We start from the raw sequence: 25,383 nt of genomic DNA, 5'->3' as shown, positions 1-25,383 counted from the left end.
CGCGCTGGCCCCTGCCAGCCGTAATATGGATATTGCTGCATGTCGATCGCCTATACCATTACTACCAGCGAACCGGTAAATCAGCAGATTTACCGGTATCTGCGCAAAGATATCGTCACCTGCGCAATTCAGCCGGGCTCGCTGCTCTCGGAAAAAGAGGTATCCGCGCGCTTCAACGTCTCACGCCAGCCGGTGCGCGAAGCGTTCATCAAGCTGGCCGAAGCCGGACTGGTACAGGTATTGCCGCAGCGTGGCACTTTCGTGCGCAAAATCTCCGCTAAGCGGGTGGCGGATGGCCGCTTTATCCGGGAGGCCGTTGAGGTGTCGGTGGTTCGCCGTGCGGCACTGGAGATTGATGATCCGGCTCTGATGGCGCTGGAGCATAACCTGCAGCTGCAGCGCATGGCCGCTGAGCGGCATGACAGCCAGGCTTTTCTCACTCTGGACGATGAGTTTCATCGCCTGATTGCTGAAAGCATTGACTGTAAGCTGGCCTGGGAAACGGTGGAGAACATCAAAGCGGCCATGGACCGGGTGCGGTTTCTGACGCTGAGTGAAGTCTCTCCACCGGACAAGCTGATTGAGCAGCATGAAGAGATTTTTGCGGCGCTGAAGCGTCATGACGCCGATGCAGCCGAAGCGGCAATGCGTCGTCATCTGCAGGAGATGATCTTCTCTATCACCCCGATTGCCGAGCGTAACAGCGCCTGGTTTGAAGCACCCTGAACCTGAAACCGCCCGCACCACCTGATTACCAGGTCGATGCGGGCCTTCGTCATTACCACCATTGATGAAAATGGTGAACCGGCCCGATACCCTTCCCGACCTCCAGCGAATCCGCCTGCAGCAGCGCCTGCTGTAACCAGTTTTTGGCTTCCCCAATCGTCTCTGCCCAGTCAGCATGACGTGGTCGCAACGCGGCTAAGGCTGCCGACAGCGTACAGCCTGTGCCGTGCGTATGACGGGTATTCACGCGCGGCGTACTGAATCGCTGCTCTGCTGAGTGCGTGATCAGCCAGTCCGGGCTCTCCGCCGCCGCAAGGTGACCGCCCTTCATCAGCACGGCCTGACAGCCCAGTGCCAGCAATGCCCGTCCCTGCTCGCGCATCTCCTCTTCATCTGCCGCAATGGCGCAGTCCAGCAACGCCGCCGCTTCCGGCAGATTAGGCGTGATCAGCGAGACCTGCGGCAATAACAGCTCTCGTACACTGGCTACGGCGTCTGGCGAGAGCAGCGCATCACCACTTTTCGCAACCATGACCGTGTCCAGCACGATAAACGGGATTGCCGCATTGCTCAGCCGGGCCGCAACCTGCTCCACGATAGCCGTTTCTGACAGCATGCCAATTTTTGCGCTGTCGATGCGCACATCACTGAGCACCGAATCGAGCTGGGCGGCCACAAAGTCAGGCGTAATGCGATAAACCGACTGCACGCCGCAGGTGTTCTGTGCCACCAGCGCGGTGATGACGCTGGTGCCATAGGCTCCCAGAGCGGAGAAGGTCTTGAGATCGGCCTGAATCCCTGCGCCGCCGCTGGGATCGGTACCCGCAATCGTCAGAGCGTTAATACGCTTCATGATTACCCTCCAGCGTCCAGAGTGCATCAATAAACGCCGTGGCAAAGCTGCCGGGGCCGGCAGCCTGCGCCGCTGCCTTTTCACCCGCCAGCGCCATCACCTGACAGGCGGCCGCGACATTCATCAGCCGATCGCCAGGCAGAGAGCTGAAACCCGCCACCACTGCCGAGAGGGCGCAGCCGGTCCCGACTACCCGTGTCATTAAGGGGTTTCCACCGTGTACAGCAAGGAGTCGCTGACCATCGGTGGCGTAGTCCACTTCACCGGTGACGACCACCAGCGTGCTCCAGGTTTCCGCGAGCTGTTGGGCCGCATCGAGTGCTGCATCCGCCTGATGCAGCGTGTCGACACCGCGCCCGCCGCTGGCCTGTTGTGCCAGCGCCAGAATCTCTGACGCATTCCCCCGAATCACCGCCGGTTGCTGGTTTAACAACTGCTGGCAGAAGTCACTGCGCAGCGTCAGCGCGCCGACGGCAACCGGATCGAGTGTCCAGGGCGTGCCCGCCTGATTAGCCGCGGTGACGGCAGCCTGCATCGCCTGCTGGCGCTCACGGGTTAAGGTGCCCACGTTAATCAGCAGTGCATCGGCCATGCTACTGAACTGGGCGGCCTCAGCGGCATCGATCACCATCGCCGGTGAGGCATGGAGAGCCAGCAACACGTTGGCGGTGAAGTTCTGGACCACGTCATTGGTCATACAGTGCACCAGCGGTGACTGGCGGCGGAAAGCGTGCAGAATGGGCGCGAAGTGCGCGGCAGAAAGGTGTTGAGATTGATGTGTCATCGTAGCTCCCAACCGGCGAACAAGAAGGCGAATGCGGTCAGGCATCAGACTTCCCTACGCTGGCATTATCCAGTTCAGGTCAGCGGGTTTTTCTCAGCCCTTTCCGTGTGGAAAGCGGCACCCCGAGTCGTATTACGGCTTGCAGCATAGGCAAGCCGCGCAGCGAAAGCAAGCGACTCCCGCCTGGGAAATAATCAGAGCTGAAACAATTCACATGATCCCGATCAACGCCTGAGGGTGCAAAAAAAGGCTTAATGCTGCGGGTTAACGAGATACCTCTTTATAGGTAGCCCCGCTTATTACCCGGATAGGTAATATTTCCCGCAGTGACTCTGGTTATCCCATAATAATTAACCTGCTTGCAGCATCATCGTAAAAAACACTTTATTTCATGGAGTCAGAAAACTCCTGAAGCGGAACTTCATACTATTCAGGATGTATGATGCGATTTTTAGCGCTTATTCCACACCGCCATCGATGGCAGGATATTAATATTGAACGCAGGGGTGCCGTGGCACCCAATGGCAGACAGTACCTCTCCACCTATATCTCCGCCCGTTGCACAGGCTGTGGCGAAATTATTCACCGGATCTATTATCGCGACATCAGCGATCGGCAGGCGCGCCGCTGGTTAGGTTAGCGTCCCGGCAACGGTCATTCCGGACACAGTTCAGGTTAACAGTTAGTTAGCAATTTGTTAGTCTGGTAACTAATCATCGTCTGACCAGACTCTCTCTATGCCACTGCTGTTTGAAAGCTTAAGCCATCAAATTTACCTGTCAGCCCCGCTGTTTATCCTGATCCTGCTGGGGTACTGCCTGACGCGCCTCGGGAAATGGCCCGCCAGCATCAGTGAAGGGATGAACCGCTTTGTGTTTAACGTTGCTCTGCCCTGCATGCTGTTTCGGGTGATGAGCACCTTCTCGCAAAGTCCGCCGGTGGATGCGCGCCTGTTGCTGGCCTTTTTCGGCAGTTGCCTGCTGGTGTTTATCGTGGGACGACTGCTGGCAACAAGGCTGTTTAATCTGGATGGCGTAGCGGCGTCGGTTTTTGCGCTGGGCGGCATCTTTTCCAATAACGTGATGCTGGGGATCCCGGTGGCCACGGTGCTGCTGGGGCCAGAAGCCCTGCCCCCGGTGGCGCTGGTGCTGGTGTTTAACAGCCTGATCCTCTGGACCTTACTGACCGTTTCGGTCGAGTGGGCAAAACAGGGCAGCTTCTCGCTGGAAGGACTCTGGCGCACCCTGCTCGGCGTGCTGAAGAATCCGCTGATCATCGGTATTCTCAGCGGTACAGCCTGGAGCTTTCTGCAACGTCCCTTGCCGCTGCTGGCCGCTGAACCGCTAAAGATGCTGGCCTCACTGGCTGCACCCTTGTCGCTGGTGACGCTGGGCATGAGCCTGGCACACTATCGGGTGCGGGATGGCTTAAAAGAGAGCTATACCATCTGCCTGCTGAAGCTGGTGCTGCAACCGATGACGGTATGGGCTATCGCGTGGCTGACCGATCTGCCGCCGCTGGAGAGTAAAGTGGTGGTGCTGCTGGGATCGATGGCAGTCGGGGTTAACGTCTATCTGATGTCGCAGAAGTTCAATGTCATTACCGGCCCGGCGGCGGCGAGCATGCTCTTTTCTACCGTGTTTGCGGCGGTGACGACGCCAATCTGGATGATGCTGATGACGCTGGCGGGCTATTAACAGGCTAAAAAAAAGCCCCTCAGCAGGCGTGCTGAAGGGCTATTGTCTGGCTAACTAAATGTTACTCAGCCGATTTGGTACGAATCAGATAGTCAAAAGCACTCAGTGAGGCTTTAGCACCTTCGCCGCTGGCGATAATGATCTGCTTGTACGGTACGGTGGTGCAGTCGCCCGCGGCGAACACGCCTTTCAGGCTGGTTTCGCATTTACCATCGATGATGATCTCACCCATTTTGTTGCGCTCAACCGCACCTTCCAGCCATGGGGTATTCGGCAGCAGACCGATCTGAACGAAGATACCGGAGAGCGGCAGCTCATGAGTGGTCTGCGTCGTACGGTCGATATAGTGCAGGCCGGTAACTTTGGTGCCGTCGCCTTTCACTTCGGTGGTCTGGGCGTTCAGAATCACATCCACGTTCTTCAGGCTGCGCAGCTTATCCTGCAGCACCTGATCAGCGCGCATCTCACCGGCAAACTCCAGCAGCGTAACGTGTTCAACGATACCGGCCAGGTCAATAGCGGCTTCCACGCCGGAGTTACCGCCGCCGATCACCGCCGTGCGTTTGCCTTTAAACAGCGGGCCATCGCAGTGTGGGCAGTAGGTCACGCCTTTGGTGCGATACTCTTCTTCACCCGGCACACCCATGTTACGCCAGCGTGCGCCGGTCGCCAGGATGATGCTGCGTGATTTCAATACTGCGCCGGAGGCGGTTTCGATGGCGTGCATTCCGCCCTCTTTCGCTGCCGGGATCAGTTTGATGGCGCTCTGGCTTTCAATGACGTCCACGTTGTAATCATCCACGTGTGCGCGCAGTGAACCGGCCAGTTTTGCCCCTTCGGTTTTCGGTACGGAGATATAGTTTTCGATATCGACCGTGTCCAGCACCTGGCCGCCAAAACGCTCACCCAGCAGGCCGGTACGGATACCTTTACGTGCTGAGTAGATGGCTGCCGCTGCGCCCGCCGGGCCGCTGCCGATAATCAGGACTTCATACGCGTCACGCTTGTTCAGCTCTTCCGCTGCACGTTTGTCGGCATTGGTATCCACTTTGCTGACGATTTCCGCCAGGCTCATGCGACCCTGACCAAACTCTTTACCATTGAGGTAAACCGCTGGCACGCCCATCACGTTACGTTCCTGAATCTCGTTCTGGAACAGGCCACCGTCGATAGCGGTGTGGCTGATGCGCGGGTTAATCACCGCCATCAGGTTCAGCGCCTGTACGACGTCAGGGCAGTTATGGCATGAGAGTGAATAGTAGGTTTCGAAATGGAAGTCGCTGTCCAGCGCGGCAATCTGATCCAGCAGGCTTTGTGCTTCTTTCGACGGATGCCCACCGGTCTGTAACAGTGCCAGCACCAGTGAGGTAAATTCGTGACCCAGAGGTGAACCGGCAAAACGCGGGCCGCTGTTCGAACCTGGGTTGGTGATCAGAAATGAGGGCTTACGCACCTGACGATCGTTCTCTTCGCGGAAGCTGACTTTGTCAGACAAACCGGCGATATCAACCAACAGTTCACGGATCTCGGTTGATTTTGCACCTTCGTCCAGCGTGGCAATCAACTCAACAGGTTTGGTTAATTTCTCAAGGTAAGCCTTGAGCTGGGTTTTCAGATTTGTGTCGAGCATAGTGATATCCTGGTCAAAAAATCGGGTGCCGCAGCACCCGATTGGAGAATGGTCGAAAGGCCGAAGCGGAATTAGATTTTGCCAACCAGGTCCAGAGACGGAGCCAGTGTTGCATCACCTTCTTTCCATTTAGCCGGGCACACTTCACCTGGGTGAGAAGCCACGTACTGAGCCGCTTTCACTTTGCGCAGCAGGTCAGAGGCGTCACGGCCAATGCCTTCAGCAGTGATTTCGATTGCCTGGATAACGCCTTCCGGGTCAACGATAAAGGTACCACGGTCAGCCAGACCTTCGTCTTCGCGCATGATTTCGAAGTTACGGGTCAGCGCGCCAGTCGGGTCACCGATCATCGTGTACTGGATTTTCGCGATGGTGTCAGAAGAACCGTGCCAGGCTTTGTGGGTAAAGTGGGTATCGGTAGAAACGGAGTAGATATCTACGCCCAGTTTCTGGAACTCTTCGTAGTGATCAGCCACGTCGCCCAGCTCGGTCGGGCAGACGAAGGTGAAGTCAGCTGGATAGAAGAAGAACACACTCCATTTACCTTCAACGTCTTTCTCGGTTACGTCGATGAATTCGCCGTTTTTGAATGCTGCGTTTTTGAACGGCTTGATTTTGGTATTGATAATAGACATCTGGTGGCCTCCGTTAAAATATGTGATGCAGGTTACATAATTTCCGGGCCAACATCTAATATGCAGTCGTTATCAATTTGATTAACGAAAGCTATCAAACGCTAAGAGCCTGATGCTCTCTGGCCCGGCAGGCAGTGTACAGCGATTTACGTGACATTTAACCCGCTTTATCTTTTCCGGCCCTCTCCGCGAATCGCTGCTAGTTTTGTAAGACCGGATTAAAAGGGAGCTGACTTGTGGAGATTCGTCCGTTTACTGAAGCCGATCGTCCTTTTCTGCGTACGCTGTTTCTGGCGGCGCGTCGGCATAACTGGCGCTGGCTGGACGGCAGCGAGTGGCAGCTGGAAGATTTTGATGGGGTAATCCTGGGTGAAACCGTGCTGGTCGCGGAAGCTGATGGACAGCGGGTCGGATTTGCCGGCCTGCTGGAGAACGATAACTTCCTGCACAGCCTCTATGTCGATCCTGACTGGCAGGGGCGCGGCGTGGGCAGCGCTTTGCTTAAGGCGGCAGAGGCGCGCTTTACCTCAACCGGTGCGCTAAAGTGCCTGCAGAAGAATAAAGCGGCGCAGGCCTTTTACCTGAAACATGGCTGGAAGATGATTTCACAAGGCGAAGGCGAACATGGCGGCTACGTGCTAATGCACTACCCGCTGGCTTCGCAATATGCCAGCGGGTCGGGTCGTGCTTAGAGCGCGCGGAAGGCGATGTCGCCGGGGATGACTTCGCCCTGCCAGTAAAGCTGGGCAGCAACGCGTCCGGCCAGCTGGCGATAAAGCGCGGTAAACTCGCTATCGGGCCGGCGAATCACCGTCGGCTGTCCTTCATCGAGATCTTCGCGCAGGTCAATGTGCAGCGGCAGCTGAGCCAGCAGCTGCGTCTGGTAATCCTCTACCAGTTTCTGTGCGCCGCCGGTGCCGAAAATCGGCTCATGGAAGCCACACTGACTGCAGATATGCAGGCTCATGTTTTCCACCACACCAAGTACCGGCACATTAACCTTTTCAAACATCACCAGCCCTTTGCGGGCATCAATCAGGGCGATATCCTGCGGCGTAGTCACCACCAGCGCGCCGGTGACCGGTACGTTCTGCGCCAGCGTCAGCTGAATATCGCCGGTACCGGGTGGCATATCCAGCACCAGATAATCCAGCTCAGGCCACAGCGTCTCGTTCAGCAGCTGCATCAGCGCTTTGCTGGCCATCGGCCCGCGCCACACCATCGCATTGTCGTCCGTTACCAGATAACCAATAGAGTTGGTTGCCAGCCCGTGCGCCATGATCGGTGCCATGTGGGTGCCATCCGGCGAGGTAGGCCGCTGATCCTGGGTGCCAAGCATGTTCGGCACTGACGGGCCATAAATGTCGGCGTCAAGAATGCCGACCCGCGCCCCCTCTGCTGCCAGCGCCAGCGCCATGTTCACGGCGGTGCTGGATTTACCCACGCCGCCTTTGCCAGAGCTGACTGCAATAATATTTTTCACGCCGTTGACGCCCGGCTGGTTTTTCACCCGTTTCAGGGTGGCAATGTCATGGCTGAGTCGCCAGTCGATGGCACCCGCGCCGGTCTGACGCAGCAGTTCGGCGCTGACCTGCTCTTTCAGGACGTCGAACCCGCTGGCCCAGGCAAACGGCATCAGCAGCTCCACATGCAGCGTACCGTCAAGCTGTGCCACGTGATGTAACGCCTTCAGGGCGGTGAGATTCTGCTTAAGGGTCGGATGCTCAAAGCTTCTCAATACGCCAGCCACGATGGCGCGCAGGCCTTCTGGCGTCTGCGGTTCCCGGGATTGTGCTGTCATCCCCTACTCCTTATTTCTGCTGTGCTTACGCTGTGTTTCAGCGATGTATTGTCAATGATATCAGATGCCCGTGGATCTGCGGTGACCGCAGGGGGTGAATCCCTTGTGTTTACGCAGGAGAAGCCTTCAGTTACCATCTAAGCCCGTTTTTTCAATCAACAGAAAGCTACGCAAACTATGACTCAAGTCGCTAAAAAAATTCTGGTAACGTGCGCACTGCCTTACGCGAACGGATCAATCCATCTCGGCCACATGCTCGAGCATATCCAGGCCGACATTTGGGTGCGTTATCAGCGAATGCGTGGCAATCAGGTTTATTTCATCTGCGCCGATGATGCGCACGGCACGCCTATCATGCTGAAAGCTCAGCAGTTAGGGATTGCACCGGAGCAGATGATTGCAGAAATGAAAAGCGAGCATGAAGCCGACTTTGCCGGTTTCAACGTCAGCTATGACAACTATCACTCGACCCACGGCGACGAAAACCGTGAGCTTTCTGCGCTGATTTATGGCCGTCTGAAAGAGAACGGTTTTATTAAAAACCGCACCATCTCCCAGCTTTACGATCCGGAAAAAGGGATGTTCCTGCCGGACCGTTTTGTGAAAGGCACCTGCCCGAAATGTAAATCTGCCGATCAGTATGGCGATAACTGCGAAGTGTGTGGCGCGACCTACAGCCCGACCGAGCTGATCGAGCCAAAATCGGTGGTCTCTGGCGCGACACCGGTTCTGCGCGACTCTGAACACTTCTTCTTTGATCTGCCCTCGTTCAGCGCCATGCTGCAGGCCTGGACCCGCTCGGGTGCGCTGCAGGATCAGGTGGCGAACAAAATGCAGGAGTGGTTCGAATCGGGCCTGCAGCAGTGGGATATCTCCCGCGACGCGCCTTACTTCGGCTTTGAAATTCCGGACGCGCCAGGCAAATATTTTTATGTCTGGCTGGATGCGCCTATCGGCTACATGGGCTCGTTCAAGAACCTGTGCGACAAGCGCGGCGACATCGACTTCGATGAATTCTGGCGTAAAGACTCTACTACCGAGCTCTATCACTTCATCGGTAAAGATATCGTCTACTTCCACAGCCTGTTCTGGCCAGCGATGCTGGAAGGCAGCAACTTCCGCAAGCCGAACAACCTGTTTGTGCACGGCTATGTCACCGTCAACGGTGCCAAGATGTCGAAGTCGCGCGGCACCTTTATTAAAGCCAGCACCTGGCTGCAGCATCTTGATGCGGACAGCCTGCGTTACTACTACGCGGCGAAACTCTCTTCACGTATCGACGATATCGACCTGAATCTGGAAGATTTCGTCCAGCGCGTAAACGCCGACATCGTCAACAAAGTGGTTAACCTGGCGTCACGTAACGCGGGCTTTATCACTAAACGCTTTGACGGCAAACTGGCGGCTGAGCTGGCCGATCCGGCGCTCTATCAGACCTTTGTGGACGCGTCAGAGAAGATTGGTGAAGCCTGGGCCGGTCGTGAATACAGCCGGGCTATTCGTGAGATCATGGCGCTGGCCGACCTGGCGAACCGCTATGTCGATGAGCAGGCTCCGTGGGTGGTAGCGAAGCAGGAAGGCCGTGATGCCGATCTGCAGGCGATCTGCTCAATGGGCATCAACCTGTTCCGCATTCTGATGACCTGGCTGAAGCCGGTGCTGCCGTCACTGAGCGCCCGTGCAGAAGGCTTCCTGAACTGCGAACTGAGCTGGGATGCTATCGCGCAACCGCTGCTGGACCACCAGGTTGCGCCATTCAAAGCGCTTTACAGCCGCATTGAGATGGCAAAGGTTGAAGGACTGATTGAGGCCTCGAAAGAGGATGCCGCGGCCGCCAGTGCACCGGCCGCAAGCGGCCCGCTGGCAGATTCGCCGGTAGGTGACACCATCACCATCGACGATTTCGCCAAAGTTGATATGCGCGTGGCGCTGATTGAGCAGGCGGAACTGGTTGAGGGTTCGGACAAGCTGCTGCGCCTGCAGCTCGACATTGGCGGTGAAAAGCGTCAGATCTTCTCGGGTATCCGCGCCGCCTATCCCGATCCCTCTGTGCTGGTCGGTAAAATGACCATTATCGTGGCCAACCTCGCGCCGCGTAAAATGCGCTTTGGTATTTCTGAAGGCATGGTGCTGTCAGCGGGTCCTGGCGGCAAAGATCTGTTTGTGCTGTCCGTCGACAGCGGTGCTGTACCGGGAATGCCCGTTAAGTAACACTCTGCATTCTGCGGCTTTAACCGCTTAGCGCAGTGTCGTTCTCAAACCCTTCGTGCCTCATCACGGGCGCGAAGGGTTATCACTCCTCGCTCTGAATGTGCACCGCTTCCATTCCACTCCCGCCCCTGAAAATCTGTATCTGCTACGGCCACACCGCTGCATAAATGTGATCGCTAGCACGCTAAGCGGTTAATGCGTATGATGAAGCTCAGTGAAAACAGGAGCCTGCCATGCTCACCGTGCTGTCTGTCTGCGGGCGCTATCTTCGCGCCTTTATCATCATTTATCTCTGCTTATACGCCGGAATCGGCATCGCCTCGCTGCTGCCCATCAAACTGCCTGGCAGCATCCTTGGGATGTTAATTCTGTTTGCCCTGCTCGCCTCGCAGATCCTGCCGGTCAGCTGGGTTAAACCGGGCTGCCATCTGCTGATTCGCTATATGGCGCTGCTGTTTGTGCCGATCAGCGTCGGGGTGATGAGCTACACCGATATTCTGACCGCGCAGTTTGGCCCTATCGTGATCTCCTGCGTCGTCAGCACTTTCCTGGTTCTCTCTATTGTCGGCGTAAGCGCCCACCAGCTTCATAGTCGCCGTCCGGCCGGGGAGTCAGGCGATGAGTGAAATATGGTGGTCACTGCCACTGACGCTGGCGGCATTTTTTCTGGCGCGCAAACTGGCGATACGGCTGAAAATCTCGCTGCTTAATCCGCTGCTGGTCGCGATGGCGATTATTATCCCGATTCTGCTGCTGTTGCAGCTGCCCTATTCGCGCTATTTCGCGGGCAGTCAGATTCTTAATCAGCTGCTGCAACCGGCAGTTGTCGCGCTGGCACTGCCGCTGTATGAGCAGATGCACCAGATCCGAGCCCGCTGGAAATCGATTATTGGCGTCTGCTTTATCGGCAGTGTGACCGCCATGACCTCTGGCACCGCTATTGCTCTGTGGATGGGTGCCACGCCTGAAATCGCCGCTACCATTGTTCCTAAATCCGTTACCACGCCCATTGCGATGGCCGTCTCCGGTTCGCTGCACGGTATTCCCGCCATCAGCGCCATCTGCGTGCTGATTGCCGGGGTACTGGGGGCGGTGTTCGGACATACCGTGCTGAATCTGCTTGGCGTGAAATCTAAAGCAGCGCGCGGACTGGCGATAGGTAACGCGTCGCACGCCCTCGGCACAGCGCGCGCCGCTGAACTCGACTATCAGGAAGGGGCATTCAGCTCACTGGCGCTGGTGATCTGCGGCATCATCACCTCACTGCTGGCGCCGTTTATTTTTCCGCTGCTGCTGCACTGGTTTGGCTGAAAGTTTGCGAGAGATCTCGCAAAGTTGAAACATGCAACACAGGTTACATTGTCAGAGCGATGTGGATCACATATAAACCGGTGACTGGCACATCGCCCTGCTGAATCTAATGAGGCTCACATGCAATCCCGTTTCCTCTCTGCCTTTGAGGCATTGCCGTCAACGCTGCAAACCGCACTCGCTCCGCTGCTGGACGATCCTGGCTTTCAGGCGGTGCTGAGCGCCGACCAGGTCGCCTCACTGCAGCAACAGACGCAGATGGATGCCGATGCTCTGGCGCTGGCGCTGCTGCCCCTGGCGGCGGCCTGTGCCGTTGCTACCGTGTCGCATTTTAACGTCGGGGCTATCGCCCGTGGCGTCAGCGGCAACTGGTACTTCGGGGCCAACATGGAATTTATCGGTACGCCGTTGCAACAGACGGTTCACGCCGAGCAGAGCGCCATTACCCATGCGTGGCTGCGTGGCGAAAGTCAGCTTGAGACGATCACCGTTAACTACACACCGTGCGGTCACTGCCGTCAGTTTATGAACGAGCTGAACAGCGGTACGAACATTCGCATCAGCCTGCCACAACGCGCGATCAGCACCCTGGCCGATTATCTGCCGGATGCCTTTGGACCGCGCGATCTGGACATCACGACCTTCCTGATGGACAGCGTGGATCACGGCTATGTAGCCGAAGGCGATGAACTGGTGCAGGCCGCGGTTGCCGCTGCAAATGCCAGCCACGCGCCTTACAGCCAGTCACACGCCGGTGTTGCGCTGCTGACCGCAAACGGCGCGATTGTCACCGGGCGCTATGCGGAAAATGCCGCCTTTAACCCGAGTTTCCCGCCCCTTCAGGCGGCGCTGGTCCTGCTCAACATGCAGGGTGGCGATGTTCGTCAGATAAAAAAAGCGGTATTAGCCGAAGTGGAAAATGCCACGCTAAGCCAGTTCGCCGCCACACAGGCGACACTAGAGACATTTGGTTGCGGTGAGCTGCTGCAGGTGACGCTGAACAAAGCATAACCCGCTGTCAGAGAGGCCACAGTTTTGTGAGCTTTTATTAACAAACGCTGTACTTCTGCGGGAAATTTCATAGGATCTGGCGCCAGAATTCACGTCATTACAAATTACTCTGAATAATTCAGGTTGCAGGATGGCAGCACGGTCGTGAATGTTTCTGCAGCGGTTACCCTGCCGCTGCCAGGCCTGCAGTCTGAGCTATAACGGGTAAGAAAACTGGCGCTACCTTTCCGGCGTGACGCCAGACAACACTGCAACCGGAGCATTACCGCATGGAACTCGACTACGAAAGTAAACGCCCGCTGTATATCCCTTATGCTGGCCCGATTTTGCTGGAATTTCCCCTGCTGAACAAAGGCAGCGCCTTTAGTATCGAAGAACGTAACGAATTCAACCTCAACGGTCTGCTGCCAGAAGCAGTGGAATCGATTGAAGAGCAGGCGCAGCGTGCCTGGCGTCAGTTCCAGGACTTCAAAAACAATAACGATAAGCATGTCTACCTGCGTAACATTCAGGACACCAACGAAACGCTGTTCTACCGCCTGCTGGATAACCATCTCGAAGAGATGATGCCCATCATCTACACCCCGACCGTCGGCGCAGCCTGCGAACACTTCTCTGAAATCTACCGTCGTGCGCGTGGCGTGTTCATCTCCTACCCTAACCGCGACCATATCGAAGATATGCTGCAAAACGCCACCAAGCAGAATGTGAAGGTGATCGTGGTGACTGATGGCGAGCGTATTCTGGGCCTCGGCGATCAGGGCATCGGTGGTATGGGTATCCCGATTGGTAAGCTTTCACTCTATACCGCCTGTGGCGGCATCAGTCCGGCTTACACCCTGCCGGTGGTGCTGGATGTTGGTACCAACAACCAGCAGTTGCTGAACGATCCGCTCTATATGGGCTGGCGTCATCCGCGCATCACCGGTGAAGAGTATGATGCGTTCGTGAACGATTTTATTCAGGCCGTTAAACGCCGCTGGCCGAAAGTGCTGTTGCAGTTTGAAGATTTCGCCCAGAAGAATGCCATGCCGCTGCTGAACCGCTATCGCGATGAAGTCTGCTGCTTTAATGATGATATTCAGGGCACTGCCGCCGTAACCGTGGGTACGCTGATTGCCGCCAGCCGCGCCGCCGGCAGCCGCCTGTGCGAGCAGAAAGTGGTGTTCCTGGGCGCCGGTTCCGCGGGTTGTGGTATCGCTGAACAGATCATCGCACAGATGAAATCCGAAGGTCTGAGTGACGAGGAAGCGCGTGGCCGGGTAATGATGGTGGATCGCTTTGGTCTGCTCACTGACAAGCTGCCTAACCTGCTCGATTTCCAGAGTAAGCTGGTGCAGAAGAGTGAAAACCTGCAGCAGTGGGATGTTACCAATGATTCCATCTCGCTGCTGGACGTGGTGCGCAATGCCAGGCCCGATATTCTGATTGGTGTATCTGGCCAGCCGGGCCTGTTCACCGAAGAGATCATCCGCGAGATGCACAAGCACTGTAAGCGCCCTATTGTGATGCCACTGTCGAACCCGACATCACGCGTGGAAGCGACGCCAGCCGATATCATCGCCTGGACTGACGGTGCCGCGCTGGTCGCAACCGGCAGTCCGTTCTCGCCAGTGAGCTGGAACGGTAAAACCTATCCGATTGCGCAGTGCAACAACTCCTACATCTTCCCGGGCATTGGTCTGGGTGTGATTGCTTCGGGTGCCAGCCGCGTTACTGATACCATGCTGATGACCGCCAGCCGCGCGCTCGCTGACTGCTCTCCGCTGGTGAATGAAGGTGAAGGCCCGGTGCTGCCTGAGATTAAAGATATCCAGGGTGTATCGAAAATCATTGCGATGGAAGTCGGTAAAGCTGCTCAGCTGGCGGGTGTCGCCGTGGTGACCTCTGAAGATGTGTTGTCACAGGCTATCGCCAACAACTTCTGGCTGCCGCAGTACCGTCATTATCGTCGTACCTCGATTTAATCTTCAGACTGCCGGATTGCATCCGATCCGGCAGTGTTCAAAAAGAGCACAGCCAGCCGGCAGTAACTTGCTTCACAGTGACAGCTCAAGTAGCCTTGTCCCATCTCACTATTCTGACATCGAGTCTCCAGGCGCATGCTGAAACGCGTTTTCATTGGTCTGCTTTTCATCATCTTACTGATGATGGCAACGGCGCTCGGCCTTGATCGCTGGATCAGCTGGAAAACTGCGCCCTTTATCTACGAAAATGTCGCCTCTTTGCCACATCGTCAGGTCGGTGTGGTACTGGGTACGGCGAAATATTATCGCACCGGCGTCATCAATCAGTATTACCTCTATCGTATGCAGGGCGCGCTGAATGCCTATAACAGCGGCAAGGTCAATTATCTGCTGTTAAGCGGTGATAACGCGCTGCAAAGCTATAACGAGCCGATGACGATGCGCCGCGATCTCATCAAAGCCGGTGTCGATCCGGCTGATATCGTGCTGGACTATGCCGGTTTCCGCACGCTGGATTCGATTGTGCGCACCCGCAAAGTGTTTGATACCAACGACTTCATTATTATCACGCAGCGTTTCCATTGTGAGCGTGCCCTGTTTATCGCCTTACAACTGGGTATTCAGGCGCAGTGTTATGCGGTGCCCTCACCGAAGAACATGCTTAGCGTACGCTTCCGTGAGGTAGGTGCCCGGCTGGGCGCGCTGGTGGATCTCTTCCTGCTAAAGCGCGAACCCCGCTTCCTGGGCCCACTGGTGCCGATCCCCGCCGTACGCGATGTCCCTGAAGATGCGCAGAGTTACCCGGCAGTGACGCCGGAGCAGCTGCTGGAGCTGGAACAGAAGCTGCGGAAATAACGCACACACTGGGTTACTGCTTTACTGAGGTCTGGCAGTGACGTCCTGGGCTCAGGGAGCATACGCCTTCCGTAAAGACGCAAAAGACGCCATCACTGGCGGGGCTCAGCGCAGGCGATTACGCACCTCATCCCTGAGGTGCGCCCATAGACGGGCCAATGCATTCCGTTGTTCAAAAACGCTCCCGGCGTTTTGTCCATAGTCTGCGATGCTTTACTACGGGCATATGCTCCCATCGTTTTAAGTGGGTTAGCCGTCTGTTTGTATTTTCCTGGGCTTAGATGAATCTCACAGCAATAAATAAGCTCAACGCGCAGGGAACACGGTCAGAAGAGGAAAGCGTCCCACGCCAGGGATGGCGTGGGCCGAGCGTGTCATGGATGACGGCTTTTGCGACTTTCCGATCTGACCGTGTTCCCTACGCATACTCGATCTCACAGCAACGATTCCAGCACTCTCCGCTATAAAAAGCGTTCTGCGGAGGAATGACACAGGCAGATCATTTACTGGCCTTAGCGTCTTTCCGATCTGACCGTGTTCCCTTCGCATACTCGATCTCACAGCAACACCCACCACTTCCACATAATAAAAAAGCGACCCGAAGGTCGCTTTGTGAGCACTGAAGAAGACTTACTTCTTACGTGAATATTTCAGGGAATCCAGCGCCACGGCGAAGATGATGATGCCGCCTTTAATGATGTACTGCCAGTAAGGGTTGACGCCGATATAGGTCAGACCGTAGTTGATAACGGTGAAGATCAACACACCGGTCACTACGCCCGCCACGCTACCCACACCACCGGCGAAGGAGACACCGCCGACCACGCAGGCCGCAATCGCATCCAGCTCATACATAAAGCCAAGGTTGTTGGTGGCCGAACCGATACGACCCGCTTCCAGCATCCCGCCGAAGGCGTAGAACACACCTGACAGGGCATAAATCATAATCAGGTTCAGGTTGACGTTAACGCCTGAGACTTTCGCCGCTTCCGGGTTACCGCCGATAGCAAAAATGTTCTTGCCGAAACGGGTTTTATTCCACAGCACCCAGACGAAAATAATGGCAATCACGGCGTAGAAGGTGATGAACGAGAGCTTGAAATCACCAAAGCGTAAGAAGCCCTGGGTAAATTTCGAGAACCCTGTATCAAAACCGGCAATCGGTGATGCGCCAACAAAGTCGTAATAGAGTGAGTTGATACCGTAAACGATGATCATGGTGCCCAGCGTGGTGATAAATGGCGTTACCTTGAGGTAAGCAATAATCACACCGTTGACCAGACCAATCACGCCGCCGATGATGCACACGGTCAGGATTACCAGTGGAATCGGCACCGTATCCAGCGTCGGGAAGACCTTATTCGCGTTATCCATCGCCTGCAGCAGCGTCGCGGCGACCACCGCCGCCAGACCGACCTGACGTCCGGCTGACAGGTCAGTACCCTGCGTCACAATCAGACCCGCCACACCCAGTGCAATAATAATGCGCACCGAAGATTGGGTCAGAATATTACTCAGGTTCATTAAACTTAAAAATGAGGGGTCCTGGAAAATAATAATAGCCAGCAATACCAGCAGCACGACATAAATGCCGCCCTCTTTTAACCAGGTTAGCGCATTCTTTTTTGTAGTCGCTTTCATGTTAACAGCCCTTGCTTCATTAAAGGTGTAATGACGCTAAACGCAATATTTCGTTCTGCGTGGTCGTTTTGGTATCAACTATGCCTGCTACCAGACCATTACTCATTACCAGAATACGATCGGTAATGCCTAACAGCTCCGGCATTTCGGATGAGATAATAATGATGCCCTTTTCTCTTTTCGCCAGCTCAGCAATTAACTGGTAAATTTCGAATTTTGCACCAACATCAATACCGCGAGTGGGTTCATCAAGCATCAGGATTTCAGGCTGGGTCAATAACCAGCGGCCAATAATCACTTTTTGCTGGTTACCGCCCGAAAGCGAACCAATCTGAGTATGGTGGCCTGGCGTTTTTACACGCATAGAATCGATCACCCATTGGGTATCACTCTTCATGCGTTTATTATCCAGCAGTCCCATACTGTTTTTATATTTTTTGATATTGGAAATAAGCGAGTTAAAACCAATGTCGAGGAAAGCATAAATACCGGTTGAGCGACGCTCTTCAGTCACCAGCGCAAAACCGTGGTTAATGGCTTCATTGGCGCTGTGATTATTAATCGGTTTGCCATGCAGTTTAATGGTGCCGCCCGATTTTTCGCGAATGCCAAACAGCGTTTCGACGATATCGGTACGTTTGGCGCCCACCAGCCCGGCAATGCCGAGTATCTCCCCTTTACGCAAATCAAATGAGATGTCGCGAATCGATGGCTGACGCAGTGACGTCAGATGACGCACCTCAAGAATCGTCTCGCCTGGCACGTTGGTACGGTCAGGGAAACGCTGGTTCAGTGAACGGCCAACCATCATGGAGATGATCTTATCCATATCCAGCCCTTCCAGCGGCTGAGAGGTGATCCACTGACCATCACGCAGGATAGTGATCTCATCACACAGCTGGAAAATCTCTTCCATTTTGTGCGAAATATAAACAATGCCACAGCCGCGATCTTTCAGCTTACGAATAATCGTGAACAGGTGATTAACCTCTTTCTCGGTTAACGAGGAGGTCGGCTCATCCATAATCACAATTTTCGCGTCGTAGGAAAACGCTTTAGCAATTTCAATCATCTGCATCTGCGATACAGAAAGATTGGCAACTTTGTCGCGCGGATCGATATCAATATCCAGCTCGTCAAAAATCGCTTTGGTATCCCGGTACATTTTATCCTGATCGACAAAGAAGCCTTTGCGCGGATAACGCCCAAGCCACATGTTGTCCATCACGGTACGCTGCAGGACCAGGTTTAATTCCTGATGCACCATCGACACGCCATTTTCCAGCGCCTCTTTGGAACTTTTATAGTCGATCTCTTTACCCTGAAACAGGATACTGCCGGTATCTTTTTTATAAATACCAAACAGGCATTTTAATAAGGTGGATTTCCCGGCACCGTTCTCGCCCATTAATGCATGAACAGAGTGAGGCCGCACTTTTAAATTCACATTATCTAACGCTTTAACGCCGGGAAATGATTTTGAGACATTCGTCATTTCCAGCAGATATTCTCGCTGCGCGGTCGTATTATCACTGGCCATATTTTACCTGGCTAAAAAACGGTGGTGACATAAAAAAGGCGCGACAGCGGTCGCGCCCGTAATCGATCTTATTTCACGAACTGAGACAGATTTTCTTTATCAACCGGCACGTAAGGAACGCGGACGATCTTATCAACCATCTTGAAGTTTGTTCCGTCGGTGGCGGCTTTGCCGTTAGCCAGATTGTTGGCAATATCCAGCGTTGCTTTCGCCTGGTTTTCCGCATCGTTCAGCACGGTACCGGCCAGCGCACCGGATTTCACCAGCGCCAGCGCTTCTGGCAGTGCATCGACGCCGAAGACCGGGATTGAGGTCATGTTGTGCGCTTTCAGCGCTTCAACCGCACCCATCGCCATCGCATCGTTGTTGGCAATCACGACTTCGATTTTTTTGGCATTCGGGCCTGACAGCCACGCATCCATCTTATCTTTGGCCTGAGCGGTATCCCACATTGCAGTATCCATCGCTAACTGCTGGGTTTTCAGACCATCTTTGTTCAGGGTATCGATCACATATTTGGTACGGGCTTCTGCATCAGGATGGCCCGGCTCGCCTTTCAGCAGTACGAACTGAATCTGACCATCTTTGTTCAGATCCCACGCGGGTGTCGCTTTCCAGTGCTTCTCAATCAGCTGCCCCTGAATGATGCCTGACTCTTTAGAGTCGGTACCGACATAGTAAGCTTTGTCATAACCGGCCAGCACTTTGGCGTTAGGTTCTTTGTTGAAGAAGACCACCGGCACGTCGTTGGCACGCGCTTTGTCTACTACAACCGCAGCCGCAGCCGGGTCAACCAGGTTAATCGCCAGCGCTTTCACGCCTTTTGCCATCAGCACGTCAATCTGATCGTTCTGTTTGGACTGGTCATTCTGTGAATCATTCATCAGCAACTGCACGCCACCGATCGCTTTCGCTTCTTTCTCGATGTCTTTGCGCACCATTGACATGAAGTTGTCATCATATTTGTAAATGGTCACGCCGATACGGGTGTCAGCTGCGTGAGCGGTTGCACCAAACATCATGCTGGCAACCAGTGCTGTAAGCGTGAAAACCTTCTTATTCATGGTATCTCCGGTTTTATTATGCAGGGTCTTTTTAGCGCTACCGCCCCATAAAGGCGGGAGAGCAATCGGTAAAACAGATCGGCGCGTCGGTTAACGTAATGAGGATGTTAAGCCATTGAACACCGTCTAAAACCTGACTTCCCTGTGACTGAATGCTTCCATGAAGAGGGTATGAACCCTTTAACCGGCTACTGAGACCACAACTGATGCCGTTACACTGGCGTTACATAATGTTTCAGTCCGGTAAGACGCTGCCATCATAGTGAGAGCAATGTTAATTAACTGTGAATGTAATCACAGATTGAAAACGGTTACATGGCTGAATCGCCTGAATTAGTGACAGACTCCACATTTTGCCGCTGCGCCACCGAATGACGCCGCACCAGCGTTGGCATAAAGATGTGCGTTGCCGTGTCATCCAGCAGTCCGGCTGCGCCCTGCAGCGCCAGTTCAGTGGCGATTTTTGCCATAGATACAATGGGATAGCGCACAGTGGTTAGCTGTGGGTCGGTGTAACGGGAAATGGGGATGTCATCAAAGCCAATGACAGAAAAATGCTGTGGCACCTGGATGCCGTTGTCTTTCAGCGCAGTGAGTGCACCAGCCGCCATGCCGTCGTTATAGGCAAACACCGCACTGAGGTTGAGATTGCGTCCCAGCAGCTCCACCATCGCCGCTTCGCCGCCTTGCATATCGGGCTCTGCGCTGGCTATCCAGCTCTCCTGGGGCCGGATGCCCTGCTCTGCCATCGCCTGAATCCACCCTTCACGGCGCTGCGCCACATCTTCGATGGGATGGCTGGAACAAAGGTATCCAATGCGGCTATGCCCCTGTTGTAGCAGGGTTCGTGAGGCCATCAACGCACCCGTGACGTTATCCAGACTGACACTGCGGTGTTCAAATCCGGGCACGATGCGGTTAATCACCACCATGCCCGGAACGTGGCGCATAAAATCCGCCAGCTCAGCGTCAGGCAGTGTTTTCGCGTGTACCACCAGGGCGCTGCAGCGCTGACGAATCAGCACTTCAATGGCATGACGCTCTTTCTCTTCCTGATGCCAGGAGTTGCTGATTAACACATGTTTGTGCACGCGCTGCGCCACGGTATCCACCGCTTTAACCAGTGCACCGAAGAAGGGATCCGAAACATCCATCACCACCACGCCAATGGTGTCACTGACCTGCGTCGCCAGCGCCTGCGCATTGGCGTTGGGGCGATAGCCCAGCGCTTCCACCGCCTGTAACACGGCGTCGCGGGTGTCAGAGGTGACGGCGCTGCTCTGATTGAGGACGCGCGACACGGTCGCCACCGACACGCCAGCCTGACGGGCAACATCACGAATTGTTATCATGCAGCAGTTCCACAAAGGAAAAATAAGGCATCACGCCGGGTTGAACACCGGCGCTATTTTGTCAGGGGCAGGAGGCGTACAGCGTGAATTGCGTCACATCAATGAAAACGGTTACATACAATTCTGTAACCTTTGTGATGGCGGTCATTATCTGGCGTTGTCAGTGATGCGCGATTTACCGGCTGAGATCAGCGTGAGCCGCCGCCACAGCCACTCCAGCGGACCCTGTGCGAAGAAATGTAACCAGATGAGTGAAAAGAGGATATTGATAAGCCAGACCGCAGGCACCATCAGCACCAGCTCCAGCCGGGTGAAGTGCATATAGAAGCCGAAGCGATAGAACAGCGTGGTGCAGATCAGCGACTGCAGCAGATAGTTGGTCAGCGCCATGCGGCCCACGCACTGAATGGCATAGCTGATGCGCCAGCGCGCTATCTGCGGCCAGTAAGCCAGACAGAGCGCGGCATAGCCCAGGCTAATCAGCGGGCTGGCGAGATCGCGCGGGGCTTGCAGATAAAAAGCGGTCCAGCGGAATTCCCAATGTAACAGCCATTGCGCTGCCACACCGGCCACCGCAATTAACAACCCCATCGTCAGCAGCAGCGCCGCCGCCTGACGGTAATGTTGCGCTGAAAACTCGCCGATCAACCAGCCACTGCGCAGCAGTGCGCCACCGATCATCATCAGGCCCGCCAGTTGCCAGCCATACTGCGCCGCCAGCGCCATCAGTCCTGACGAGAGATGATCCAGCCGGTTCTGTATCGCTTCCCAGCCGCCGGTCAGTTTCCAGTACTGTTCATATTGCAGATCGGCAGCACCTGGCAGCCAGGATCGGGTCGGTTCAGGATCGGAGATTGACCCAAACACCAGCAGAACGCCACAGCCCACCAGATAGAGCAGAATGCCGGTATTCATCAGGCTGCGGGTGGAAGGGACATCGCGCACTACCCGCCAGACCACCAGTCCGATAATGCCGTAGTCCAGCAGGATATCGCCCTCCCAGAGAAAGACGCCGTGCAGAAAACCGATCAGCACCAGCAGTGAGAGCCGGGCAGTCAGCCAGCGACTGCCGCGTGGCAGCTGCATTTGCAGACCTGCGCCAAACAGCAGCGCAAACAGGGTGAGGAATTTGAGCTGGGCAAAGGCGTCAGAGATCGCCCATGTCCAGACATCGGACAGGCTGACGCTGCCCTGCCATGCCGGATTAAGGTAGGCGGCAGAAGGCAGGCCGAAGCCGACAATATTGAGCAGCAGAATGCCGAGAATGGCACATCCACGAATGAAATCCAGCGCGTGATAGCGTTGCATGCGGCACCTGCACCATTGAGGCGGGCAACGTTATGCGCCCGCCGTAGACTCAACTATGGCGCACCGCGCGCAAAAATTCCTGGCGGGTATTCTGGCTGGACTTGAACAGGCCGCCCAGAGAGGTCGTCGTGGTGGCACTGGTGGCATCTTTTACGCCACGCGCTTTCACGCAGTAATGCACCGCATCAATAGAAACAGCCACATTGTTGGTGCCCAGCAGCGTCTGCAGTGCGACCAGAACCTGCTGCGTCAGACGCTCCTGCACCTGCGGGCGCTGGGCGAAGAACTGCACGATACGGTTGATTTTCGACAGGCCAATCACCTTTTCTTTGGGAATGTAGGCGACGGTCGCTTTGCCATCGATGATCACAAAGTGGTGTTCACAGGTGCTGGTCAGCGTGATATCACGCACGGTCACCATCTCATCAACCTTCATTTTATTCTCAATGACGGTGATTTTCGGGAAGTTGGCGTAGTCGAGACCGGAAAAGACTTCATCCACATACATTTTGGCGATGCGATGCGGCGTTTCCATCAGGCTGTCATCTTCAAGATCCAGATTCAGCAGCTGCATAATCTCGGTCATGTGCCCGGCAATCAGACTTTTACGTGTGTTGTCATCTATATCGCGCGTCGGTGCACGTAACGGCGTTTCCAGTCCACGCGCCAGCAGCGCTTCGTGAACCAGGGCAGCTTCCTGACTTAGGGTGCTCATCTTACTCTTCTCCGGCTGGTGTTGCGCCCGCCAGCTTTTGCCAGCGGGCCCTGTAATCAGGCGCGTATTGTGAAACTTTCTTTGCGGGGAATCCAGCAATCAATCAGATTGGTGATGAAAGCTTTTCACCCGGTTCGCCGCCAGACCAGCAGGCCGGCCCAGACCAGGCTAACCCCGGCAACCCACAGGGCAGGCTCCAGCCGATGTAACAGGGCTGTGGAGAGAAAAGAGAGCAGCGGGCCGACCAGCTGCCCGATAGCATAGCCGGTGGTCAGCAGGCCAGCCATGTAGCGAAGATGATTGGGTGCCAGCTCACGGGCGCAGAGCAGCGACAGCTGCACCACGCTGAGGAAACCGCCCCCCACCAGCAGCGCACCGGCCAGCAGACCGCTAAAGCCTGGCAGCAGCGCCGCGGCAAATACGCCCAGCGCCTGCGCCCACAGCACCAGAGCCAGGCGGACGTGGCTGTGCCCCCAGCGCCGCGTCAGGATCCCCAGCAGGATGCCGATCATCGCCGCGCCGCCAAAAATCGGCCAGACAAACTGCGCGAAGATGCCGTCAGGAAACCGCGTGGCGGCCATCTGCGACAAAAAGGTGGCGGGCAGAATGTAGCCAAAGCCTGCCAGACTGTAACTCAGTACCAGCCGTTTAAGGTTGCGATCCAGCACCAGCGGCTCGGGTGCCTGATCCGGGCGATGCAGTTCGCCCCGACGCGGCAGATTACGGGTAATCAGCGCAATCAGCAGCAGCGCCAGCGCACCGTAAGCGGCCCAGGCCAGACCGGCAGAAACCTGCAATGTGTGCAGCGCTACCCCCAGCAGACCGCTGACAAAAATGCCGCAGCCTGGCCCGGCAAAAACGGCCGCCGACAGCCCTGCCCGGCCATGGCGATGCAGCTGTTCATTGCTCCAGGCCGCCACCAGCACCATCGCCCAGCCGCTGGCCCAGCCAATCAGAAAGCGGATTGCGCCGTGCAGCCACGGTCCGCTGGCCAATGCTGAGAGCAGGGTCAGGATCACCGCGCCCCATACGCCCGCCTGCAATCGCAGCTCAACCCGCCGGTGTGCGCGCATGGCATCAAATGAGCCACACAGATAGCCAAGATAGTTAAGTGCCGCGACCAGGCTGGCACTGGTGAGTGTCAGCTGGTGTGCCTGAATCATCAGCGGCACCTGGGGCGTAAAGGCAAACCGGCCAATGCCCATCGCGACAAATAAGGTTAAAAACGCGCTGAGCGCGACGCGTAACGCCATTGCTGAACTCCTGTTGTTCTGCCCTGAGATCTCTTCTGACTTGCTAACAGCATGCAGGATGATTAAACTCACGGAAAGTGAATAATTTTAACCAACTTGCTTACAGGAAGAGAAGATATGGATTTAGTTCAGCTGCGTATGTTCTGTTCCGTCGCCGAAACGGGTTCACTGGCGCGCGCAGCAGAACAGCTGCATCGCGTCCCCTCTAATCTCACCACGCGGCTGCGCCAGCTGGAAGAAGAATTAGGTGTGGATCTCTTTATTCGTGAGAAACAGCGCATTCGCCTGTCACCAATGGGCCATAATTTTCTGAATTATGCGCAGCGTATCCTGGCATTAAGTGAAGAAGCGATGAGCATGACCCGCACCGGTGAACCGGCGGGCAACTTTGCGCTGGGCTCAATGGAGAGCACCGCGGCGACGCGTCTGCCCGGCCTGCTCGCCGCCTATCACCAGCGCTTCCCCAAAGTGGCGCTGTCGCTGATTACCGGCACCTCGGGCGAAATCATCGATCGGGTGCGTGAAGGCACCCTGGCGGCCGCGCTGGTGGATGGCCCGGTCTCCCATGACGATCTCAATGGCTGCATCGCCTTTCGCGAAGAGATGATACTGATCACCGGCCTCGATCATGCGCCAATCGCCACCGCGCGCGACGTGCAGGACGATACCCTGTTTGCCTTTCGCAACAGCTGCTCTTACCGGGTGAAGCTGGAAAGCTGGTATCGCGACAGCCAGGCCGCGCCCAACAGTGTGATGGAGATTCAGTCCTATCACGCCATGCTGGCCTGCGTGGCAGGCGGTGCGGGCGTAGCGATGATCCCGGCCTCGGTGCTGAAACAGATGGCGGATCGGTCACGGGTGCAGGCGCATACGTTACCTCCCGCTTATCGCGACACCGCCACCTGGCTGATGTGGCGACGCGACGCCTTTACGCCGAATGTTGAAGCACTGAAGTACCTGATTATTGAACAATTTGACGATCGTCCGCTCAACGAGGAGCTGATTTACCCATTACAGGCGGCGGAATAA

General features: G+C 55.7%; 23 protein-coding genes and 1 riboswitch. Of the genes, 11 read left to right on the top strand and 12 right to left on the bottom strand.

All coding sequences use genetic code 11. The features are described 5' to 3' along the window. Positions 1–39 precede the first annotated feature (39 nt). The gene (locus ACVKSX_RS00360; RefSeq protein ID WP_010248206.1) at positions 40–726 is read left to right on the top strand and encodes a GntR family transcriptional regulator; all 687 of its coding nucleotides are present in this window, start codon (positions 40–42) and stop codon (positions 724–726) included. Positions 727–778: 52 nt separating this feature from the next. On the opposite strand, the gene thiD is transcribed toward ACVKSX_RS00360, so the two are convergent. Then, on the bottom strand, positions 779–1,579 hold the full coding sequence (gene thiD, locus ACVKSX_RS00355) for a bifunctional hydroxymethylpyrimidine kinase/phosphomethylpyrimidine kinase (protein ID WP_010248209.1): 801 nt from the start codon (positions 1,577–1,579) through the stop codon (positions 779–781). Beyond that, entirely contained in the window at positions 1,566–2,363 is a 798-nt protein-coding gene (gene thiM, locus ACVKSX_RS00350; protein WP_187495749.1) for a hydroxyethylthiazole kinase, read from the bottom strand. The genes thiD and thiM overlap by 14 nt, the downstream gene beginning before the upstream one ends. 34 nt (positions 2,364–2,397) lie before the next feature. After that, positions 2,398–2,498, bottom strand: a riboswitch (TPP riboswitch). Positions 2,499–2,805: 307 nt separating this feature from the next. On the opposite strand from thiM, the gene ACVKSX_RS00345 reads away from it, so the two are divergent. Both ACVKSX_RS00345 and ACVKSX_RS00340 read left to right on the top strand, forming a co-directional pair. Beyond that, on the top strand, positions 2,806–3,003 hold the full coding sequence (locus ACVKSX_RS00345; protein ID WP_323170611.1) for a hypothetical protein: 198 nt from the start codon (positions 2,806–2,808) through the stop codon (positions 3,001–3,003). A 97-nt stretch (positions 3,004–3,100) separates the two neighbouring features. Beyond that, positions 3,101–4,060 (top strand): AEC family transporter, encoded by a 960-nt coding sequence (locus ACVKSX_RS00340; protein WP_022625034.1) that lies wholly within the window; start codon positions 3,101–3,103, stop codon positions 4,058–4,060. 61 nt (positions 4,061–4,121) lie between these two features. Here the strand turns inward: ACVKSX_RS00340 and ahpF are convergent, their stop codons facing one another. Beyond that, complete coding sequence (ahpF, locus tag ACVKSX_RS00335) at positions 4,122–5,690, bottom strand: alkyl hydroperoxide reductase subunit F (protein ID WP_010248223.1); 1,569 nt, start codon at positions 5,688–5,690, stop codon at positions 4,122–4,124. Between the two features lie 71 nt (positions 5,691–5,761). Continuing rightward, on the bottom strand, positions 5,762–6,325 hold the full coding sequence (ahpC, locus tag ACVKSX_RS00330) for an alkyl hydroperoxide reductase subunit C (protein WP_010248225.1): 564 nt from the start codon (positions 6,323–6,325) through the stop codon (positions 5,762–5,764). Positions 6,326–6,561: 236 nt separating this feature from the next. Here ahpC and ACVKSX_RS00325 point away from each other — a divergent pair, with 236 nt between their 5' ends. Next, entirely contained in the window at positions 6,562–7,017 is a 456-nt protein-coding gene (locus ACVKSX_RS00325) for a GNAT family N-acetyltransferase (protein ID WP_010670997.1), read from the top strand. Here the strand turns inward: ACVKSX_RS00325 and apbC are convergent. Then, entirely contained in the window at positions 7,014–8,126 is a 1,113-nt protein-coding gene (apbC, locus tag ACVKSX_RS00320) for an iron-sulfur cluster carrier protein ApbC (protein ID WP_033772237.1), read from the bottom strand. The two genes, ACVKSX_RS00325 and apbC, sit on opposite strands and share 4 nt — an antisense overlap. A gap of 177 nt (positions 8,127–8,303) precedes the next feature. Between apbC and metG the strand changes: the two genes are divergently transcribed. The 6 genes from metG (at position 8,304) to sanA (ending at position 15,481) form a co-directional block, all read left to right on the top strand. Beyond that, entirely contained in the window at positions 8,304–10,337 is a 2,034-nt protein-coding gene (gene metG / locus ACVKSX_RS00315) for a methionine--tRNA ligase (protein ID WP_191921439.1), read from the top strand. A gap of 233 nt (positions 10,338–10,570) precedes the next feature. Next, entirely contained in the window at positions 10,571–10,963 is a 393-nt protein-coding gene (locus ACVKSX_RS00310) for a CidA/LrgA family protein (protein WP_010248237.1), read from the top strand. Beyond that, entirely contained in the window at positions 10,956–11,648 is a 693-nt protein-coding gene (locus ACVKSX_RS00305) for a CidB/LrgB family autolysis modulator (protein WP_010248240.1), read from the top strand. Before ACVKSX_RS00310 ends, ACVKSX_RS00305 begins: the two co-directional genes overlap by 8 nt. 120 nt (positions 11,649–11,768) lie before the next feature. After that, positions 11,769–12,659 carry a cytidine deaminase gene (gene cdd, locus ACVKSX_RS00300; RefSeq protein ID WP_064690231.1) on the top strand — a complete coding sequence of 297 codons (891 nt, stop codon included), beginning with the start codon at positions 11,769–11,771 and terminating at the stop codon, positions 12,657–12,659. Positions 12,660–12,928: 269 nt separating this feature from the next. Further along, entirely contained in the window at positions 12,929–14,626 is a 1,698-nt protein-coding gene (locus ACVKSX_RS00295) for an NAD-dependent malic enzyme (RefSeq protein WP_031592077.1), read from the top strand. A gap of 135 nt (positions 14,627–14,761) precedes the next feature. Further along, the gene (gene sanA, locus ACVKSX_RS00290; protein ID WP_010248246.1) at positions 14,762–15,481 is read left to right on the top strand and encodes an outer membrane permeability protein SanA; all 720 of its coding nucleotides are present in this window, start codon (positions 14,762–14,764) and stop codon (positions 15,479–15,481) included. 630 nt (positions 15,482–16,111) lie between these two features. On the opposite strand, the gene mglC is transcribed toward sanA, so the two are convergent. From mglC to ACVKSX_RS00255, 7 genes are all read right to left on the bottom strand, one after another. Then, complete coding sequence (mglC, locus tag ACVKSX_RS00285; RefSeq protein WP_010248248.1) at positions 16,112–17,122, bottom strand: galactose/methyl galactoside ABC transporter permease MglC; 1,011 nt, start codon at positions 17,120–17,122, stop codon at positions 16,112–16,114. Between the two features lie 19 nt (positions 17,123–17,141). Continuing rightward, positions 17,142–18,662: a galactose/methyl galactoside ABC transporter ATP-binding protein MglA gene (gene mglA, locus ACVKSX_RS00280; protein ID WP_134160815.1), complete on the bottom strand. Its 1,521-nt coding sequence runs from the start codon at positions 18,660–18,662 to the stop codon at positions 17,142–17,144. Positions 18,663–18,730: 68 nt separating this feature from the next. Further along, positions 18,731–19,726: a galactose/glucose ABC transporter substrate-binding protein MglB gene (gene mglB / locus ACVKSX_RS00275; protein WP_010248252.1), complete on the bottom strand. Its 996-nt coding sequence runs from the start codon at positions 19,724–19,726 to the stop codon at positions 18,731–18,733. Between the two features lie 311 nt (positions 19,727–20,037). Then, positions 20,038–21,078 carry an HTH-type transcriptional regulator GalS gene (gene galS, locus ACVKSX_RS00270; protein ID WP_022625039.1) on the bottom strand — a complete coding sequence of 347 codons (1,041 nt, stop codon included), beginning with the start codon at positions 21,076–21,078 and terminating at the stop codon, positions 20,038–20,040. 147 nt (positions 21,079–21,225) lie between these two features. After that, positions 21,226–22,386 carry a DUF418 domain-containing protein YeiB gene (yeiB, locus tag ACVKSX_RS00265; RefSeq protein ID WP_010248256.1) on the bottom strand — a complete coding sequence of 387 codons (1,161 nt, stop codon included), beginning with the start codon at positions 22,384–22,386 and terminating at the stop codon, positions 21,226–21,228. Between the two features lie 49 nt (positions 22,387–22,435). Continuing rightward, positions 22,436–23,101, bottom strand: a complete 666-nt coding sequence (folE, locus tag ACVKSX_RS00260; RefSeq protein WP_010248259.1) for a GTP cyclohydrolase I FolE — start codon at positions 23,099–23,101, stop codon at positions 22,436–22,438. A gap of 125 nt (positions 23,102–23,226) precedes the next feature. After that, positions 23,227–24,354: a YbfB/YjiJ family MFS transporter gene (locus tag ACVKSX_RS00255; protein WP_129063010.1), complete on the bottom strand. Its 1,128-nt coding sequence runs from the start codon at positions 24,352–24,354 to the stop codon at positions 23,227–23,229. Between the two features lie 117 nt (positions 24,355–24,471). On the opposite strand from ACVKSX_RS00255, the gene ptrR reads away from it, so the two are divergent. Further along, positions 24,472–25,383 carry a putrescine utilization regulator PtrR gene (gene ptrR, locus ACVKSX_RS00250; RefSeq protein ID WP_354438161.1) on the top strand — a complete coding sequence of 304 codons (912 nt, stop codon included), beginning with the start codon at positions 24,472–24,474 and terminating at the stop codon, positions 25,381–25,383.

Source organism: Pantoea sp. PvP021, assembly GCF_054056055.1.
The sequence above is the reverse complement of the archived record's forward strand: the minus strand, read 5'-3'. Positions and strand labels throughout refer to the sequence as shown.